The 14508-nt window shown below is 64.4% G+C and carries 15 protein-coding genes; 13 read left to right on the plus strand and 2 right to left on the minus strand.

The window, feature by feature from the left end; all coding sequences use genetic code 11:
* Positions 1-128: 128 nt before the first annotated feature.
* The 3 genes from E6B08_RS28480 to E6B08_RS28490 all read left to right on the plus strand — a co-directional run bounded on the left by E6B08_RS28480 (position 129) and on the right by E6B08_RS28490 (position 4906).
* A complete protein-coding gene (locus tag E6B08_RS28480; RefSeq protein WP_136917022.1) occupies positions 129-2348 on the plus strand; it encodes a primosomal protein N' in 2220 nt (739 codons plus the stop codon).
* A 118-nt stretch (positions 2349-2466) separates the two neighbouring features.
* Positions 2467-4203, plus strand: a complete 1737-nt coding sequence (gene argS, locus E6B08_RS28485; protein WP_136917023.1) for an arginine--tRNA ligase — start codon at positions 2467-2469, stop codon at positions 4201-4203.
* A gap of 1 nt (position 4204) precedes the next feature.
* The gene (locus E6B08_RS28490; protein WP_136917024.1) at positions 4205-4906 is read left to right on the plus strand and encodes an SPOR domain-containing protein; all 702 of its coding nucleotides are present in this window, start codon (positions 4205-4207) and stop codon (positions 4904-4906) included.
* 94 nt (positions 4907-5000) lie between these two features.
* Here the strand turns inward: E6B08_RS28490 and E6B08_RS28495 are convergent, their stop codons facing one another.
* Complete coding sequence (locus tag E6B08_RS28495) at positions 5001-5417, minus strand: NINE protein (protein WP_136917025.1); 417 nt, start codon at positions 5415-5417, stop codon at positions 5001-5003.
* A 165-nt stretch (positions 5418-5582) separates the two neighbouring features.
* On the opposite strand from E6B08_RS28495, the gene E6B08_RS28500 reads away from it, so the two are divergent.
* Positions 5583-6209, plus strand: coding sequence for a C40 family peptidase (locus E6B08_RS28500; protein ID WP_136917026.1), 627 nt, complete (start codon positions 5583-5585; stop codon positions 6207-6209).
* A gap of 64 nt (positions 6210-6273) precedes the next feature.
* On the opposite strand, the gene E6B08_RS28505 is transcribed toward E6B08_RS28500, so the two are convergent.
* Entirely contained in the window at positions 6274-7272 is a 999-nt protein-coding gene (locus E6B08_RS28505) for a type IV pilus twitching motility protein PilT (RefSeq protein ID WP_136917027.1), read from the minus strand.
* Between the two features lie 65 nt (positions 7273-7337).
* Between E6B08_RS28505 and E6B08_RS28510 the strand changes: the two genes are divergently transcribed.
* From E6B08_RS28510 to E6B08_RS28550, 9 genes are all read left to right on the plus strand, one after another.
* Positions 7338-8024, plus strand: a complete 687-nt coding sequence (locus E6B08_RS28510) for a YggS family pyridoxal phosphate-dependent enzyme (RefSeq protein WP_136917028.1) — start codon at positions 7338-7340, stop codon at positions 8022-8024.
* A 38-nt stretch (positions 8025-8062) separates the two neighbouring features.
* Positions 8063-8881, plus strand: coding sequence for a pyrroline-5-carboxylate reductase (proC, locus tag E6B08_RS28515; RefSeq protein ID WP_136917029.1), 819 nt, complete (start codon positions 8063-8065; stop codon positions 8879-8881).
* A 10-nt stretch (positions 8882-8891) separates the two neighbouring features.
* Positions 8892-9482 (plus strand): YggT family protein, encoded by a 591-nt coding sequence (locus E6B08_RS28520; RefSeq protein WP_136917030.1) that lies wholly within the window; start codon positions 8892-8894, stop codon positions 9480-9482.
* A 98-nt stretch (positions 9483-9580) separates the two neighbouring features.
* Positions 9581-10720 carry a homoserine O-succinyltransferase MetX gene (metX, locus tag E6B08_RS28525; protein WP_136917031.1) on the plus strand — a complete coding sequence of 380 codons (1140 nt, stop codon included), beginning with the start codon at positions 9581-9583 and terminating at the stop codon, positions 10718-10720.
* 7 nt (positions 10721-10727) lie between these two features.
* Entirely contained in the window at positions 10728-11348 is a 621-nt protein-coding gene (gene metW, locus E6B08_RS28530) for a methionine biosynthesis protein MetW (protein WP_136917032.1), read from the plus strand.
* A gap of 22 nt (positions 11349-11370) precedes the next feature.
* Positions 11371-11805, plus strand: a complete 435-nt coding sequence (locus E6B08_RS28535) for a DUF4426 domain-containing protein (RefSeq protein WP_136917033.1) — start codon at positions 11371-11373, stop codon at positions 11803-11805.
* Positions 11802-12398, plus strand: coding sequence for an RdgB/HAM1 family non-canonical purine NTP pyrophosphatase (gene rdgB / locus E6B08_RS28540; RefSeq protein ID WP_136917034.1), 597 nt, complete (start codon positions 11802-11804; stop codon positions 12396-12398). The genes E6B08_RS28535 and rdgB overlap by 4 nt, the downstream gene beginning before the upstream one ends.
* A complete protein-coding gene (gene hemW, locus E6B08_RS28545) occupies positions 12395-13570 on the plus strand; it encodes a radical SAM family heme chaperone HemW (RefSeq protein ID WP_136917035.1) in 1176 nt (391 codons plus the stop codon). Before rdgB ends, hemW begins: the two co-directional genes overlap by 4 nt.
* Before the next feature lie 9 nt (positions 13571-13579).
* Positions 13580-13906 carry a DUF3392 family protein gene (locus E6B08_RS28550; RefSeq protein ID WP_023378203.1) on the plus strand — a complete coding sequence of 109 codons (327 nt, stop codon included), beginning with the start codon at positions 13580-13582 and terminating at the stop codon, positions 13904-13906.
* Positions 13907-14508 lie beyond the last annotated feature (602 nt).

Below are 14508 nucleotides of genomic sequence, written 5' to 3' on the forward strand. Positions count from 1 at the left end.
TGTTGAATACCGCACGTAATTAGGCGGCGAATAATACCAGAGCATGGCGTCAGCGCAAGTTGTCGCTTGCACCGGCGGTCGTCTGCTAGGCTCGCCACATCTTGAAATGCCCTGCCGAGACCTCCCGCGTGTCCGACGTCATCCTGCGCCTTGCCCTGCCCTCCCCCCTGCGTCGCCTGTTCGACTACAAGGCACCAGCGAGCATGGCGCGCCTGGCCCTGACGCCAGGTATGCGCATCCGCGTGCCGTTCGGGCGGCGCGAGATGATCGGCGTGCTGGTGGAAGTGTGCACGCAAAGCGAGGTACCCGCCGACAAGCTCAAGCCGGCCACGGCCCTGCTCGACCCGGTTTCGCCGATCCCGGCTTCGTTGTTCAAGCTGTGCCTGTGGACCGCCCAGTATTACCAGCACAGCCTTGGCGACACGCTGAGCTGGGCGCTTCCCACCCTGCTGCGCCAGGGCGAGCCGGCCGAGATGCGCCAGGAACGCTTCTGGCACGTGGCGCCCGGCGCACGCCTGGAAGACCCGCGCATCGCCCGCGCCCCGCGCCAGCGCGACGCGCTCAAGACCCTGGCCCAGCACCCCCACGGCGTGGCACACAGCCTGCTGGGCAAGCTCAACCTGAACAAGGACAGCCTCGACCTGCTGCTGGCCAAGGACCTGGTTCAGGTCGAGGTACGCCGCCATTTGCCGGGCACACGCCACGAGCACTGGCTGGCGCAACCGGAACTGCCGCTCAACGACGAACAGCGTGAGGCATTCGACTGCGTGCGTGAAGGCTTTGGCGGTTTCGCCGCGTTCCTGCTGGCCGGCGTCACCGGCAGCGGCAAGACCGAGGTCTACCTGCAACTGATCCGCGAAACCCTGGAAGCCGGCAAGCAGGCGCTGGTGCTGATCCCGGAGATCAACCTCGGCCCGCAGACCCTGGCGCGCTTCGAGCAACGCTTTAACGCCCGCATCGCCCTGCTGCACTCGGCAGTGGGCGATCGCGAGCGCCTCGATGCCTGGCTGGCGGCACGCGATGGCGAGGCAGACATCATCATCGGCACGCGTTCGGCGCTGTTCACGCCGATGAAGAACCCCGGCCTGATCATCATCGACGAGGAGCACGACGGCTCCTATAAACAGCAGGAAGGCCTGCGCTACCATGCCCGCGACCTGGCCCTGGTGCGCGCCCACCAGGAAAACATCCCGATCCTGCTAGGCTCGGCCACGCCGTCGCTGGAAACCCTGCACAACGCCCTGACCGGGCGCTACCGCCTGCTGCGCATGAACCAGCGCGCCGGCGGCGCACGCCCACCGCGCATGTTGCGCCTGGACGTCAAGAGCCTGCCCCTGGACAGCGGCATCAGCGGCCCGCTGCAACAGGCCATCCGCCAGACCCTCGAAGCCGGCCAGCAGGTGCTGGTGTTTCTCAATCGGCGTGGCTTCGCGCCCACCTTGTTGTGCCATGACTGCGGCTGGTTGTCCGAATGCCCGCGTTGCGACGCGCGCATGACCGTGCACCAGCGCTCGGGCGTGCTGCGCTGCCACCACTGCGGCTACGACGAACGCCTGCCGCATCACTGCCCCAAGTGCCAGCATGTCGACTTGCGTGCCGTGGGCGCAGGGACCGAGCGCGCCGAAGAGCGCCTCAAGGTGTTGTTCCCGGACTACCCGGTACTGCGCGTGGACCGCGACAGTACGTCGCGCAAGGACGCCATGCACAACCTGTTCAGCACCATCCAGCGGGGCCAGCCGAGCATCCTCGTCGGCACCCAGATGCTAGCCAAGGGGCACCACTTCCCCCGGGTCACCCTGGTGGCCATCCTCGACGCCGATGGCGGACTGTTTTCCGGCGACTTCCGCGCCAGTGAGCGCATGGCCCAGCTCATCGTCCAGGTGGCCGGGCGCGCCGGGCGTGCCGAGGAGCCGGGCAAGGTCATCATCCAGACCCACCTGGCCGACCACCCGCTGCTTGTGCAACTGACCGAACAAGGCTATTTCGCCTTCGCCGAGCAGGCCCTGCAAGAGCGCCGCAACGCTGGCCTGCCGCCCTTTTCGCACCTCGCCCTGCTGCGTGCCGAGGCGCACAAGCCGGGCCAGGCGGAGGGCTTTCTCGACGAGGCCTGCAGCGCCGCCGAACGGCTGGTGGCCGAGCAGCATCTTCCCGGCATCGAATTGCTCGGGCCGGTCCCTGCACCGATGGAGCGCCGCGCCGGGCGCTTCCGCGCACAATTATTGATACAGGCCAACACCCGGGCGCCCTTGCATCGACTGATCAGCGCCTGGTTGCTAGTGTTGGAGCAGATGCCGAGTGGCCGCCAGGTGCGTTGGTCGCTGGACGTGGACCCCGTCGACCTTTACTGACCGTGCCCAGGGCACGTGCCGCAAAGGTTGGCAACCTGGCCCCGGCAACGGATAATACCCAGTTTTTCCACCTGCGCATCCAGGCGCTCACCGCGCTTGCGGTCGAAAAGAGAATCCCATGAAAGACACCATTCGCCAGCTCATCCAGCAAGCCCTCACCCAACTCGCCACCGACGGTGTGCTGCCTGCAGGGCTGACGCCGGCGATCCAGGTCGAGAATGCCCGCGACAAGACCCACGGCGACTTCGCCAGCAACATCGCCATGATGCTGTCCAAGCAAGCCGGCATGAAGCCGCGCGACCTGGCGGAAAAGCTCATCGATGCCCTGCCGGCCAGCGACGACATCAGCAAGGTCGAGATCGCCGGCCCCGGCTTCCTGAACTTCTTCCAGAACACCGGCGCCCTGGCCGGCCGCCTGGATGCCGCCCTCGCCGACGACCACCTCGGCGTGCGCAAGGCAGGCCCTGCCGAGAAGGTGGTGATCGACATGTCGGCACCCAACCTGGCCAAGGAAATGCACGTCGGCCACCTGCGCTCGACCATCATCGGCGACAGCGTCGCCCGGGTCCTGGAATTCCTCGGCGATGATGTCATCCGCCAGAACCACGTGGGCGACTGGGGCACCCAGTTCGGCATGCTGCTGGCCTACCTGGAAGAAAACCCGATCACCAGCGACGAACTGTCGGACCTCGAGAACTTCTACCGCGCCGCGAAAAAGCGCTTCGACGAGTCCGAAGCGTTCGCCAACCGGGCCCGTGGCCTGGTGGTCAAGCTGCAGGCCGGCGATGCCGACTGCATGGCCCTGTGGACGCGCTTCAAGGACATTTCCCTGTCGCACTGCCAGAAGACCTACGAGCTGCTCAACGTCAAGCTGACCATGGCCGACGTGATGGGCGAAAGCGCCTACAACGACGACCTGGCCAACGTGGTCGCAGACCTCAAGGCCAAGGGCCTGCTTGTCGAAGACCAGGGCGCCCAGTGCGTGTTCCTCGACGAATTCAAGAACAGCGAAGGCGAGCCCCTGCCGGTGATCGTGCAGAAGGCCGATGGTGGCTACCTGTACGCCACCACCGACCTTGCGGCGGTGCGCTACCGCAGCAACGTGCTCAAGGCCGACCGCGCCCTGTATTTCGTCGACCAGCGCCAGGCGCTGCACTTCAACCAGGTGTTCGAAGTCGCTCGTCTGGCCGGGTTCGTCGGCCATCCGATGCAGATGGAGCACATGGGCTTCGGCACCATGAACGGGGCCGATGGCCGCCCGTTCAAGACCCGCGACGGCGGCACCGTGAAGCTGATCGACCTGCTCACCGAGGCCAAGGAGCGCGCCTACGCCCTGGTCAAGGAGAAGAACCCGAGCCTGGCCGAGGACGAGCTGCGCCACATCGGCGAAGTGGTGGGCATCGGCGCGGTGAAATACGCCGACCTGTCCAAGCACCGCACCAGCGACTACAGCTTCAACTTCGACCTGATGCTCAACTTCGAGGGCAACACCGCCCCCTACCTGCTGTACGCCTACACCCGCGTGGCCGGCGTGTTCCGCAAGCTGGGCAAGGGCTTCGACGAGGTGGATGGGCAGATCGTACTGCAGGCCGAGAAGGAGCAGGACCTGGCCGCACGCCTGGCCCAGTTCGGTGAAATCCTCAACAACGTCGCCGAAAAGGGCACGCCACACGTGCTGTGCAGCTACCTGTACGACCTTGCCGGCCTGTTCTCGAGCTTCTACGAAAACTGCCCGATCCTCGCTGCCGACACCCCGGAGCAACAACAGAGCCGCCTGCGCCTGGCCGCCCTGACTGGCCGAACCCTCAAGCAGGGCCTCGAGCTGCTGGGCCTGGAAACCCTGGAGCGCATGTAAGTTGGCTGCCAAGAAAAAACCCGCTCCCAAACGCGGCGCCAGCCGCCCGCAAGCCCCCGCCAAGCAGCCCATCCCGGGATGGGTGTGGCTGGCGGTCGGCCTCACCGTGGGCGCTTTCATCGTCTTCCTGATGAAGCTCGAACCCGGTGGCGGCGACATCAAGCGCGCCAAGCCCGAACAGCAGAAGCAGGAGAAGGTGGCCGAGGCCAGCAAGGGCACCACCGCCACCACGCCGCAGCAGCCGGTGAAGCCGAAGTACGACTTCTACACCTTGCTGCCGGAATCGGAGGTGATCGTGCCGCCCGAAGCCGTGCCGGAAAAGACCCCGCCCGTGCCGGCCCAGCCGGTGACCCCGGTCACGCCTGCCGAAGCGGCCAAGATCGACACCGCGCGCGCCCAGGCCGCATTGTTGGGGCAGACCCCGCCTCCGGCACCGCCCGTGATCAAGCCGGCAGCGACCACGCAGTTCTTCCTGCAGGCTGGCTCGTTCCGCAAGCAGGCCGATGCCGACCGGGTCCGTGCGCAGATCATTCTGCTCGGCCAGGCGGTGAAGGTGGAGTCGGGGACGGTCAAGGACGAGACCTGGTACCGCGTACTGGTCGGCCCGTTCAGCAACCGTGAGCAACTGACTGGGGCGCAGAAGCAGTTGGCAGGGGCAGGTTTCAGCAACCTGCTTCTGCAACAGCGGCAGACTCGCCAGTAACGCCAGCGGAATGAAAAAGGCCTTGTCGCACCCTGCGACAAGGCCTTTTTTTGTGGCTCACGGATTGTCGGGGAGCGAGCGAAGCTCGTCACCCTCAACGCCGGGCGTTACCCTCGGAGACCTGGCTGTTCAACGTCCAGAAGTCGTACAGCACGCCCAACAGGAACAGCCCGCCGGTGAAGAAGTAGATGATCGCGCTGATCCATTTGCCCTGATACAACCGATGGGCACCGAAGATGCCGAGGAAGGTCAGCAGAATCCAGGCGATGTTGTAGTCGATACGCCCGGACTGAAAGCGCAAATCGGCTTCGCGGTCCATCGACGGGATCAGGAACAGGTCGATCAGCCAGCCGATACCGAACACCCCGAGGGTCAGGAACCAGATGGTCCCGGTGATCGGCTTGCCATAGTAGAAACGGTGCGAGCCGGTGAAGCCGAAGATCCACAACAGGTAGCCAATGACCTTGCTATGGGTGTCGTGATACGGCACGCCTTGTTGATAACTGTCCATTCATAGCCCCCTGGGGTTATCCAAAAATTTTCTAACGGAAAATGTGACTTTTCCGGCGCAGGCCGACGTACGGCAACATGACAATCGACCAACGGATCAGAAATTGATCAAAAAGCTGTTATAAAGTTGCGCGCCCAACACACAACATTCATAAGAGCTTCATCTATGCCGCCTTTGTTCAAGACATGGCTGACCCTCTGCCTATTATTGCCCCTGGCCGCCCACGCCACCAACCGTGAGCAACGCCTTCCCAACGGGTTTACCGGCTATACCACCAACGCTGCGGTGAAACACGCCCCGGTCAAGCACACCACGCTGCGTGCCCGCCCGAGCAACGGTGCCAGCAGTCACGGCTTGCCGGTGGCCTCGATGTCGCCGAAACAGAGCAGCGACGTCCTCAGCCGCGCCGTCAACGTGCTCGGCACCCCCTATCGCTGGGGCGGCAGCAGCCCGAAGAAGGGCTTCGACTGCAGCGGCCTGGTGAAGTACGCCTTCAACGACGTGGCCGATGTCGACCTGCCGCGTACCTCCAATGCCATGGCCCAGGGTCACGGCATCAAGGTGGCGCAAGGCGACCTCAAGCCTGGCGACCTGATCTTCTTCAACATCAAGAGCCGTCGCGTCAACCACGTGGCCATCTACCTGGGTAACGACCGCTTCATCCACGCCCCGCGCCGCGGCAAGCGGGTGAGCATCGATAACCTGAGCAAGCCTTACTGGCAGAAGCATTACGTAGTGGCCAAGCGCGTACTGCCCAAGGACCAGCAGCAACTGAACCTGGCCAAGCGCTGATCAGATCGGCGCTTTTCCCTGCCGAGCTCTTCGCGGCTCGGCGCGAAGAGGCCCGAACAAAACGCTATAGGTCACCGATCGAACCTTTCGCCTTCAGCTCCCGCAACGCTCCCTCCATCGTCCGCATCCCCTCGGCACCCCCTGCCTGCATCACCGAACACAGCTGCGCCATGCGCCCCTCGCGAATCAGGTTGCGCACCGCCGGCGTCGCCATCAGCACCTCCCTGGCTGCCACACGTCCGCCACCGACACGCTTGACCAGCACCTGCGCCACCACCATGCGCAGTGAGTCGGCCAGCATCGCCCGCACCAGGGGCTTTTCTTCGGCGCCGAACACTTCCACCAGGCGGTCGAGGCTGCTGGCTGCCGACCGCGTGTGCACCGTGGCCAGCACCAGATGCCCGGTCTCCGCCGCCCGCAACGCCAGGCGTATGGTCTCCAGGTCCCGCAGTTCGCCAATCATGATCACATCCGGATCCTGGCGCAGGGCACTGCGCAGACCCTGGGAAAAGTCCCGGCAGTGACGGCCGATTTCCCGCTGAGTCACCAGACTGCGCTCAGCCTTGTGGATAACTTCGATGGGGTCTTCCAGCGTGACGATATGCAGCGCACGCTGGCGACCGAGCTGCTGCAGCAGTGCAGCCAGAGTGCTGGATTTGCCGCTGCCGGTCGGGCCGCCGACCAGGATCAGGCCATCGGTGTATCCGGCAACAGCTCGATACACTTCTTCCAGGTCGAGTTCGGCGAGGCTGGCAATGGCATTCGGCACCAGGCGCATCGTGGCCGCCGCACCGCGCAACTGGCGGTACAGGTTCACGCGAAAACGCCCGAGTATCGGCAGCTCCAATGCCAGGTCCAGGTCCTCGCCTTGCAGCCAGCGCTGCTGCTGGCCAGGGTCCAGCCATTGCGCCAAGGCATCGTCCAGCATCGCCGGCTTCAGGCTCGGCAGCTCCAGGCGTCGCAGCTCGCCCTCGCAGCGCAGCATCGGTATCTCGCCCACGGCCAGGTGCAGGTCACTCGCGCCTGCTTCCACAGCCAGGGCCAACAGGTCGGTCACATCCATGAGACTCCCCAAAGACCATCAAGCAGGTAGAATGCCGCAGACCCCTGAGCCGCCGGCATCGATCCATGTCCACCATAGCAGACAACCTTTCCGCCCTCGCCGCCCGCATCGACAGCGCCGCCAAGGCTGCCGGCCGCGCCCCTGCGAGCATCCAGTTGCTGGCGGTGAGCAAGACCAAGCCCGCCAGCGCGATCCGCGAGATCCACGCCGCCGGCGTGCGCGACGTGGGTGAAAACTACCTCCAGGAAGCACTGGCCAAGCAGCAGGAACTCACCGACCTGCCCTTGATCTGGCACTTCATCGGCCCCATCCAGTCGAACAAGACCAAAGCCATCGCCGAACATTTCGACTGGGTACATTCCGTGGACCGCCTGAAGATCGCCCAACGCCTGTCCGAACAGCGCCCTGCTGGCCTGCCACCGCTGAACATCTGCCTGCAGGTGAACGTCAGCGGCGAAGACAGCAAGTCCGGCTGCGCCCCGGCAGATCTGCCGGGCCTGGCCCAGGCCGTTGCGGCCCTGCCCAACCTGCGCCTGCGCGGGCTGATGGCGATCCCCGAACCGACCGACGACCGCGCCGCCCAGGAAACCGCCTTTGCCACCGTGCGCCAGTTGCGCGATGACCTGGGCCTTGGCCTGGACACCCTGTCGATGGGCATGAGCCACGACCTGGAAGCGGCGATTGCCCAAGGCGCGACCTGGGTCCGTATCGGCACTGCCCTGTTCGGTGCGCGCGACTACGGAGCTCACTGATTACATGCTTTACTCACTCTTTCCCTCAAGGACCTGACATGAGCAAGACTCGTATCGCCTTTATCGGCGCCGGCAACATGGCCGCCAGTCTGATCGGTGGCCTGCGTGCCCAGGGCCTGGACGCTTCGCAGATCACCGCCAGCGACCCAGGCGCCGACACGCGTAGCCGCGTCCATGCCGAGCACGGTATCGAGGTGTTCGAAGACAACGCCGAGGCTGTCGCCGCTGCCGATGTGATCGTGCTGGCGGTCAAGCCACAGGTAATGAAGGCCGTGTGCCAAGCGCTGCAGCCCAGCTTGCAGGACGGCCAGCTGATCGTATCGATCGCCGCCGGCATCACCTGCGCCAGCCTGCAAGCCTGGCTCGGTGCCCGCCCGGTGGTGCGTTGCATGCCCAATACCCCGGCGCTGTTGCGCGAAGGCGTCAGCGGCCTGTACGCCACCCTTGAGGTGACCGACGCCCAACGCCAACAGGCCGAACAGCTGCTGTCGGCTGTCGGTACCGCCGTGTGGTTGGAACAAGAACAGCAACTGGATGCCGTCACCGCCGTTTCCGGCAGTGGCCCGGCGTACTTCTTCCTGCTGATCGAGGCCATGACCGCCGCTGGCGAAAAGCTCGGCCTGCCACGCGAAACCGCCTCCCAACTGACCCTGCAAACCGCCCTGGGCGCTGCGCGCATGGCTGTTTCCAGCGACGTCGACGCTGCCGAGCTGCGCCGCCGCGTGACCTCGCCTGCAGGCACCACGGAAGCGGCGATCACGTCGTTCCAGGGCAACGCTTTCGAGGCGATCGTCGAGCAGGCGCTGCAGGCTGCGGCCACGCGCTCTGCCGAACTTGCCGAACAACTGGGCAAATAAGGAGTTCTTGATGAATGCACTGTCCGGCGCCGCGATCTTCGTGGTGCAAACCCTGGTCAGCCTGTACCTGGTGATCGTCCTGCTGCGCTTCGTGCTGCAACTGGTCAAGGCCAACTTCTACAACCCGCTGAGCCAGTTCGCGGTGCGTGCCACGCAGCCGCTGCTCAAGCCGATCCGCCGGATCATCCCCAGCATCGGCGGGCTGGACACCTCTTCGCTGCTGCTCGCCATCGTCATCCAGGCGCTGCTGATGGCCTTCGTGCTGATGCTCACCTACGGCGTGTTCGGCGATGTGCTGCACCTGCTGCTGTGGGCCATCATCGGCGTTACGTCGTTGTTCCTGAAGATCTTCTGGGTGGCGATGATCGTCATGGTGATCGTCTCCTGGGTCGCGCCCAACAGCCACAACCCGGCTGCCGAACTGGCCTACCAGATCGCGGAACCTGTGCTCGCGCCCTTCCGCCGCCTGGTGCCGAACCTCGGCGGCCTGGATATTTCGCCGATCTTCGCCTTCATCGCCATCCAGGTGATCCAGTCGTTCGTCATGCCGCCGCTGGCCGCCTATGCCGGCATGCCGCAAGAACTGTGGCGGATGATCTGACCCCGGTCAGCGCTCGTTGAGCCCAGCGGCAAGCCTTTGCTTGCCGCTGGGGGTAGCGCTCTTTAGACTTACGCCTCCGTCAAGCGTGAGCAGGGTCGATGTCCACTGTCCTTCCCGAAGATTCCGTCGGTCTGGTGACCCCGCAGGTCGCCCGGTTCGACGAGCCCCTGGCCCTGGCCTGTGGCCGTTCCCTGGCCAGCTACGAGCTGGTCTACGAAACCTATGGCACCCTGAACGCCCGTGCGAGCAATGCCGTGCTGATCTGCCATGCCCTGTCCGGCCACCACCATGCCGCCGGCTACCACGCGGCCACCGACCGCAAGCCGGGCTGGTGGGACAGCTGCATCGGCCCGGGCAAGCCGATCGATACCAACCGTTTCTTCGTGGTGAGCCTGAACAACCTCGGTGGCTGCAATGGCAGCACCGGCCCGAGCAGCCTCAACCCGGCCACCGGCAAGCCCTATGGCGCCGACTTTCCGGTACTGACCGTGGAGGACTGGGTGCACAGCCAGGTGCGCCTGGCCGATCGCCTCGGTATCGGCCAATGGGCCGCCGTGGTCGGCGGCAGTCTCGGCGGCATGCAGGCGCTGCAATGGACCATCACCTACCCCGAGCGTGTCCGCCATTGCGTCGACATCGCCTCGGCGCCGAAGCTTTCAGCGCAGAACATCGCCTTCAACGAAGTGGCGCGCCAGGCCATCCTCACCGACCCCGAATTCCACGGCGGCTCGTTCCAGGACCAGGGCGTGATCCCCAAGCGCGGGCTGATGCTGGCGCGCATGGTCGGCCACATCACCTACCTGTCCGACGACTCGATGGGTGAGAAATTCGGCCGCGAGCTCAAGAGCGACAAGCTCAACTACGACTTCCACAGCGTCGAATTCCAGGTCGAAAGCTACCTGCGCTACCAAGGCGAGGAGTTTTCCGGGCGGTTCGATGCCAACACCTACCTGCTGATGACCAAGGCTCTGGACTACTTCGACCCGGCCGCAGCCCAGGGCGGCGACCTGGCCGCCACCCTGGCCCACGTCAAGGCGGACTACTGCATCATGTCGTTCACCACCGACTGGCGCTTCTCGCCGGCCCGCTCGCGGGAAATCGTCGATGCCCTGATGGCCGCGCGCAAGAACGTCTGCTACCTGGAAATCGACTCGCCGTACGGCCACGATGCCTTCCTGATCCCCACGCCTCGCTACGTGCAGGGTTTCTCGAACTACATGAACCGCATCGCCATCTGAGGACAGCATGAGAGCCGATCTGGAAATCATCCACGACTGGATCCCCGCCGGCAGCCGGGTACTCGACCTGGGCTGCGGCAACGGCGAGCTGCTGGCTTCGCTGCGTGACCGCAAGCAGGTCAGCGGCTACGGCCTGGAGATCGACCCCGACAACATCGCCGCGTGCGTGGCCAAGGGCGTCAACGTCATCGAGCAGGACCTGGACAAAGGCCTGGGCAACTTCGCCAGCAACAGTTTCGACGTGGTGATCATGACCCAGGCCCTGCAGGCCGTTGAATACCCCGATCGCATTCTCGACGAAATGCTGCGTGTCGGGCGCCAGTGCATCATCACCTTCCCCAACTTCGGCCATTGGCGCTGCCGCTGGTACCTGGCGACCAAAGGCCGCATGCCGGTTTCGGACTTCATGCCGTATACCTGGTACAACACGCCCAACATCCATTTCTGCACCTTCGCCGACTTCGAAGAGCTGTGCCACGAGCGCCATGCCAAGGTCCTCGACCGCCTGGCTGTCGATCACTTGCACCGCAACGGGTGGGGCGGGCGGCTTTGGCCTAATCTTCTAGGTGAAATCGGCATCTACCGCGTCAGCAGCCCAGGCCTGCAGGAGCATCAGCTCGCGGTCTGACGCCCACCGGAGGACTCGCACCATGCGTCGCCTAGCCCTGTTCCTGATCAGCCTGTGCCTGGCCCTGCCAGCCCTGGCGGCCGACGCCGCCCGCCCCGAGCGCAAGGAAGTGTTCGGCGATGTGACGATCCACTACAGCGCCTTTACCTCCAGCATGCTGCAACCAGACATTGCCGCTGCCACCGGGCTGATCCGCAGCAAGAACCAGGGCGTGCTCAACATCGCCGTGCTCAAGACCGGGAAGCCAAGCATGGCGGTGGTCAGCGGCACGGTGAAGGACCTTACCGGGCGCAGCAGCCCGTTGTCGTTCAAGCAGATAACCGACCAGGGCGCGGTGTACTACATCGCCCAGTTCAAGATCGAACAGGCCGAGACCCTGACCTTCGACCTGAACGTCGAAACCGGCGGCATCAGCCATCCACTCAGTTTCAACCAGGAAGTGTTCCCAGGCGAATGATGAATTTCCAGCAACTCGTATTGGCCAGCCACAACGCCGGCAAACTCAAGGAACTCCAGGCCATGCTCGGCGCCTCGGTGCAGTTGCGCTCGATCGGCGAGTTCAGCCAGGTCGAGCCCGAGGAAACCGGCCTGTCGTTCGTCGAGAACGCCATCCTCAAGGCGCGTAATGCCGCGCGTATCTCCGGGTTGCCGGCGCTGGCCGACGACTCGGGCCTGGCGGTGGACTTCCTCGGCGGTGCCCCCGGCATCTACTCGGCACGCTATGCCGATGGCAAGGGCGATGCGGCGAACAACGCCAAGCTGCTCGAAGCCCTCAAGGACGTGCCCGAGGCCGAACGTGGCGCACAGTTCGTCTGTGTGCTGGCCCTGGTTCGGCATGCCGACGACCCACTGCCGATCCTCTGCGAAGGCCTGTGGCATGGGCGCATCCTGTTCCAGGCCAGCGGTGAGCATGGCTTCGGCTACGACCCGCTGTTCTGGGTGCCGGAGCGCGACTGCTCGAGCGCCGACCTCGCCCCTGTGGACAAGAATCAGCTCAGCCACCGCGCCCGCGCCATGGCGCTGCTGCGTAAACGTCTGGGCCTGGCATGATCGAAACGTTGTCCCAGCCAGGCGCGACAGGCCTTTCCAGCCTGCCGCCGCTGGCGCTGTACATCCACATCCCATGGTGCGTGCGCAAGTGCCCCTACTGCGACTTCAACTCCCACGCCGCCGGGCCTGAGTTGCCGGAAGAGGCCTACGTCGATGCCTTGCTGACCGACCTCGACCAGGAGCTGCCCGCCGTGCAGGGCAGGCCGATCACGTCGATCTTCTTCGGCGGCGGCACCCCGAGCCTGTTCAGCGCCAACGCGCTGGGGCGGTTGCTGCGCGGCGTGGAGCAACGCATCCCGTTCACTGCAGATATCGAGATCACCCTCGAGGCCAACCCCGGTACGTTCGAGCAGGAGAAGTTCAAGGCCTACCGGCAGACCGGCATCAATCGCCTGTCGATCGGCGTGCAGAGCTTCCAGCCTGCCAAGCTGCAGGCGCTGGGGCGCATCCACAACGGCGATGAAGCGATCCGCGCCGCCGCCATGGCCCGCGCCGCCGGCTTCGACAACTTCAACATGGACTTGATGCACGGCCTGCCCGACCAGTCTCTGGACGATGCCCTGGGCGATTTGCGCCAAGCCATCGACCTGGGGCCTATGCACCTGTCCTGGTACCAGCTGACGGTGGAGCCGAACACGGTGTTCTGGAACCAGCCGCCGGAGTTGCCCGAGGACGATATCCTCTGGGACATCCAGGAAGCCGGCCAGGCCCTGATGGCGGCAAACGGCTTCAGGCAGTACGAAGTGTCGGCCTACGCCCAGGCAGGGCGCGCCGCGCGGCACAACCTCAATTACTGGCGCTTCGGCGATTTCATCGGCATCGGCGCGGGCGCTCACGGCAAACTGACCTTCGCCGATGGTCGAATCCTGCGCACCTGGAAGACCCGCCTGCCCAAGGATTACCTGAACCTCGCCAAACCGTTCAAGGCCGGCGAGAAGCTGCTGCCAGTCGACGAGTTGCCGTTCGAATTCCTGATGAACGCCCTACGCCTGACCGAAGGCGTGGAGGCCGAGCTGTTCACCCAACGCACCGGCCTGCCCCTGGCGCAGCTTGCCGAGGCGAGGCGTGCGGCCGAACAAAAGGGCCTTTTGCAGGTCGAACCGGATCGGCTGGTGGCGACACCGCGCGGCCAGTTGTTCCTCAACGACCTGCTGCAGTATTTCTTGACCTAAGGATGACCCATGGATCTGGTACTTGACCTGCTCGCGACGGTTTCCCGCTGGAGCCGCAGCAACCTCTCGGAAATTTCCCTGGCCTTGGTCGGCTGCCTGCTGGTGCTGTTCGGCACCGACATAAAGGGCTGGGTGGAACAACGCCTCGGCGGCCTGGCAGGCGCATTGCGCGTGCCGTTCATGGCGCTGCTGGTGATGATCGGCAGTGGGGCCGCGCTGATCTATGCCACGCCATGGGTGGTGAAGGGACTGGGACAGTTCAACAACTATGCGCTGGCACCGGTGTTGCTGGTGGTGCTGGTGTTGATTGGCGTGGTGGCGGATCGCCGGGGTTAAGGCTGCTAGAAGCTGCCCCGGAAGACCGGGGCAGCCCAACCACCTGACTAGCCCTTACTGGGCGTCATCGAAGTGATCGCGCATGAAGTCTCGAGCGGTCTTGAACACAGTCAAGATTCGGACGAGCTTCCAGACGCGGCTCAGCGTACCAAGCAAACGCTTCATAAGCCTTGGCCTCCGTGTTGGCGGGCCAATCTTCCAGCATCTAACCGGTGCTTCGATGCCTTCGAAAACTGTGCAGAGTTCTCAGTGAAGTGGCCAGGTTGATGGCCCTTCGAAGAAATTCACCGGCATGGTTCTCAGGCCATGTCGAAGGGGCCGGAAAGCAGAATTCTTCTTCTAACCCGGCCCATCACTGAATTGACTCACACAGGAGCAAATCAATAGCACTCGGACTTTCCGGCCAAGGCTGTTAACCGCTTCGACACACGTGATGCCGGATATTTCCGCACATTGACCCTGCTGCTGAACGTGCTTATGATCTTGTGACTGTGTAGAGTTTTCAGTGAAGTCCCAGAGCGATGGATACTCAGTCCTATCGCTCACACAAAAAAACCGCCCTTTGAAAGGCGGTTTTTTTTCGCCTGCATCGCGGCAGGCTA

The organism is Pseudomonas putida, from assembly GCF_005080685.1.
In the GTDB taxonomy this organism is placed as follows: Bacteria; Pseudomonadota; Gammaproteobacteria; order Pseudomonadales; family Pseudomonadaceae; genus Aquipseudomonas; species Aquipseudomonas putida_V.